3 protein-coding genes are annotated in these 3,712 nt (G+C 71.4%); all 3 read right to left on the minus strand.

The genetic code is table 11. From position 1 onward, the window contains the following. Positions 1-204 precede the first annotated feature (204 nt). Positions 205-1,179: a DUF5336 domain-containing protein gene (locus tag ACTIR_RS0117165; protein ID WP_026455202.1), complete on the minus strand. Its 975-nt coding sequence runs from the start codon at positions 1,177-1,179 to the stop codon at positions 205-207. Between the two features lie 203 nt (positions 1,180-1,382). Next, positions 1,383-2,270 (minus strand): succinate--CoA ligase subunit alpha, encoded by an 888-nt coding sequence (gene sucD, locus ACTIR_RS0117170; protein ID WP_026455203.1) that lies wholly within the window; start codon positions 2,268-2,270, stop codon positions 1,383-1,385. A 5-nt stretch (positions 2,271-2,275) separates the two neighbouring features. Then, positions 2,276-3,445 carry an ADP-forming succinate--CoA ligase subunit beta gene (gene sucC, locus ACTIR_RS0117175; RefSeq protein WP_026455204.1) on the minus strand — a complete coding sequence of 390 codons (1,170 nt, stop codon included), beginning with the start codon at positions 3,443-3,445 and terminating at the stop codon, positions 2,276-2,278. Positions 3,446-3,712: the final 267 nt, after the last annotated feature.

The following is a 3,712-nucleotide window of genomic DNA, read 5'->3' on the forward strand; positions in this document are numbered from 1 at the left end:
GTCGTGGCCACGCCGTCCCCGTCGTCCCGTCCGGGACCGGGTGTCCGCGCGGTGGGCCTGCTCATATCGCGCACCCTCGCACCGCGACCACGCACCGTGTGCGCGCCACGCCGTCACCCGGGGGCGGCTGCGACGCGGGTCACCCGGAGGGTCGCCCCTCAGCGCCCTCAGCGGCGCCGACCGGGGCGGAGCGGTGTGGGCGACTCAGCTGTTCTGCTGCTCGCCCGGGTTGTCGTTCCACTGCGGGGCCGCGTCGGGTGTCTGCCCGCCGAGGAACTGGCCCTGCGTCGCGGCGTACTGGGTGGGCGCCTGGGCCTGCGGCTGCTGACCCTGCTGCCCCTGCTGGCCTGGCATGCCCTGCTGACCGGGTTGACCGGGCTGACCGGCCTGCTGGTGGCCGGGCTGCTGGGCAGGCTGACCCCCCTGGCCGGAGGGCTGCACCGGATGCGCGATCGCGGTCGGCTGCGGGATACCTCCCGACTGCTCGCCCTGCTGACCGGGCTGACCGGGCTGGCCGGGCTGGTGCTGACCCGGCTGGTACTGGCCGGGCTGGCCGAAACCGGGGTGGCCGGACTGCGGCCCGGCAGCGCCGGGGTACCCGCCGGGCTGTCCCGGACCGCCGAATCCCCCCGGACCGGCCTGCGGACCGAATCCCAGCCCGCCGGACTGCCCGGCCCCCGGGGTGGGCGCGGGGATGATGCCCACGTCGAACAGGTAGGCGGCCACCGCGGCGAGCATCTGCAGGATCGCGAAGACGAGCACCAGGATCCCGCCGACGGCGAGGTCGCCGTCCAGTTGGAAGATCGCGAACAGGAACGGGACGGTGGCCCCGACCGAGAAGACCGCAGGCCACACCCCCGGTTCCTGATCACCGGGGAGCAGCGACAGCACCGCGGTCAACCCGGCGACGAGCAGCAGCGCGGGGACCCAGGACAGCGGCGACTGGTAGAAGCTCGAGCCCTCCACCAGCGAGGTGAACCCGAGGAACAGGTTCAGCGCGCCCAGCCCGGCGGTGACCAACAACAGCAGCTGCGGCAGGGACAGCTTCAGGCCACCACCGCCGGACGAGGGCGCCTGACCCGGATAGGGCTGCTGCGGCTGTCGGGACTGCTGCGGCTGGTGCGGCTGCTGGGGGGCCTGGCCCGGGTATCCACCCGGCGCGCCGCCTGGGAAGGTCATCCGTTTCTCCTGTCTGCGGGGCTCGTCGGCACGCGGGAAAACCGCGTCACCGGTGCGGTCCGACGACGTGTCCGATCGTGTGACGCGGCACCACGCCGTCGGGTTTCGCGTGCGACCGCATTTCTACAGCAGAAGGGCCGGGCTCCGCGTGAAGCCCGGCCCCTCGACCGCTCACCGGGTCCGGCCCGGCGTCCCCTGCACGTTCAGCGCGCCTTGTACAGCTCCCGCGCCAGCTCGGCCGTCTCGGTCGGGGTCTTGCCGACCTTCACGCCCGAGGCCTCCAGCGCCTCCTTCTTGGCCTGCGCGGTGCCCGACGAGCCGGACACGATCGCGCCCGCGTGGCCCATCGTCTTGCCCTCGGGGGCGGTGAAGCCCGCGACGTAGCCGACGACCGGCTTGGTCACGTTGGCTTTCACGTATTCGGCGGCGCGCTCCTCGGCGTCCCCGCCGATCTCCCCGATCATCACGATGACGTCGGTCTCCGGGTCCGCCTCGAACGCCTCCAGCGCGTCGATGTGCGTGGTGCCGATGACCGGGTCACCACCGATGCCGATGGCGGTGGAGAAGCCGATGTCGCGCAGCTCGTACATCATCTGGTACGTCAGCGTGCCGGACTTGGACACCAGCCCGATCCGGCCCCTGCGGGTGATGTCGGCCGGGATGATGCCCGCGTTGGACTGTTCCGGCGAGATGATGCCCGGGCAGTTCGGGCCGATGATCCGCGTCCGGTTGCCCTTGGCGCAGGCGTGCGCCCAGAACGCGGCCGAGTCGTGCACCGGGATGCCCTCGGTGATCACGACCGCGAGGCCGATCCCCGCGTCGACCGCCTCGATGACGGCGTCCTTGGCGAACTTCGGCGGAACGAAGATGACGCTGACGTCGGCGCCGGTGGCCTCCATCGCCTCGGACACGCTGCCGAAGACGCTCAGGTCCTTGCCGCCGACGGTGACCGTCTGCCCGGCCTTGCGGGCGTTCACCCCGCCGACGATGTTCGTGCCCGCCGCGATCATCTTGGTGGCGTGCTTGGTGCCCTCGGAGCCGGTGAGGCCCTGGACGACGACCTTGGAATCGCTGTTCAGAAGAATCGACATGTTGTTCACGCACCTGCCGCGGCGAGTTCGGCGGCTTTGTCGGCCGCGCTGTCCATCGTGTCCACCAGCGTCACCAACGGGTGCCCGGCCTCGGCGAGGATGCGCCGGCCCTCTTCGACGTTGTTGCCGTCGAGGCGCACGACCAGCGGCTTGCTCGCCTCGTCGCCGAGCATCTTCAGCGCCTCGACGATGCCGTTGGCCACCGCGTCGCAGGCGGTGATACCGCCGAAGACGTTGACGAACACGCTCTTCACGTCGGGGTCGCCGAGGATGACGTCCAGCCCCGCGGCCATCACGTCGGCGGACGCGCCGCCGCCGATGTCGAGGAAGTTCGCGGGCTTCACGTCGCCGTGCCGCTCACCGGCGTAGGCGACGACGTCCAGCGTGGACATGACGAGCCCGGCACCGTTGCCGATGATGCCGACCTGGCCGTCCAGCTTGACGTAGTTGAGGTCCTTGGCCTTCGCCTTGGCCTCCAGCGGGTCCTCGGCCTGCTCGTCGACGAGCTCCGCGTGCGCCGGGTGGCGGAAGGCGGCGTTCTCGTCCAGGGTCACCTTGCCGTCCAGGGCGATGACCTCGTCCTTCGGGTCCCGCACCAGGGGGTTCACCTCGACCAGCGTCGCGTCCTCGGCGACGAAGGTCTCCCACAGCTTCACCACGACCTCGGCGGCCCGCTCCCGCACGGCCTCGGGGAAGTTCGCCCGGGTGACGATGTCCCGCGCGGCGTCGAGGTCCACGCCGACCAGCGGGTCCACCGGAACCCGCGCCAGCGCCTCGGGCCGCTCGACGGCCAGCTGCTCGATCTCCACCCCGCCCTCGGCGGAGGCCATGGCCAGGAACGTGCGGTTCGCCCGGTCCAGCAGGAACGAGAAGTAGTACTCCTCGGAGATCTCGGACGCCTCGGTGACCAGCACCCGGCGCGTCACATGTCCCTTGATGTCGAGCCCGAGGATCGCCCGGGCCTTCTCCACCGCCTCGGCCGGATCGGTGGCGAGCTTGACACCGCCCGCCTTGCCCCGGCCGCCTGTCTTCACCTGGGCCTTCACCACGACCTGGTTGCCGATCCGCTCGGCGACGCCGCGGGCCTGTTCTGCCTCGTCGACCACTTCGCCGGGGAACACCGGCACACCGTGGGCGGCGAAGAGTTCCTTCGCCTGATACTCGTAGAGGTCCACTACTTCAGTCTCCTGACGACACACGCCACTGTGGTTACGCAAACCGTGCTGCCGGACGGTCACGACCCTATCGATCCGCTCCGCGCCCGCGTCGCCCGCACCCGGTGAACTCGGTCACGAGACCACCCCTGAGCAGGGAGATGTGGTGCAGATCGCGCCCCGCGCCGTCCGCACCCGACCCGGCCGGGGGACCCCCGGGAAGGGCCGGAGACTCACAAGCGCCCGGTGCGGCGGGCCGACACCGCGAGCCACGCCGCCCACGCCACG

Source organism: Saccharomonospora iraqiensis subsp. iraqiensis, assembly GCF_000430445.1.
GTDB classification, from domain to species: domain Bacteria; phylum Actinomycetota; class Actinomycetes; order Mycobacteriales; family Pseudonocardiaceae; genus Saccharomonospora; species Saccharomonospora iraqiensis.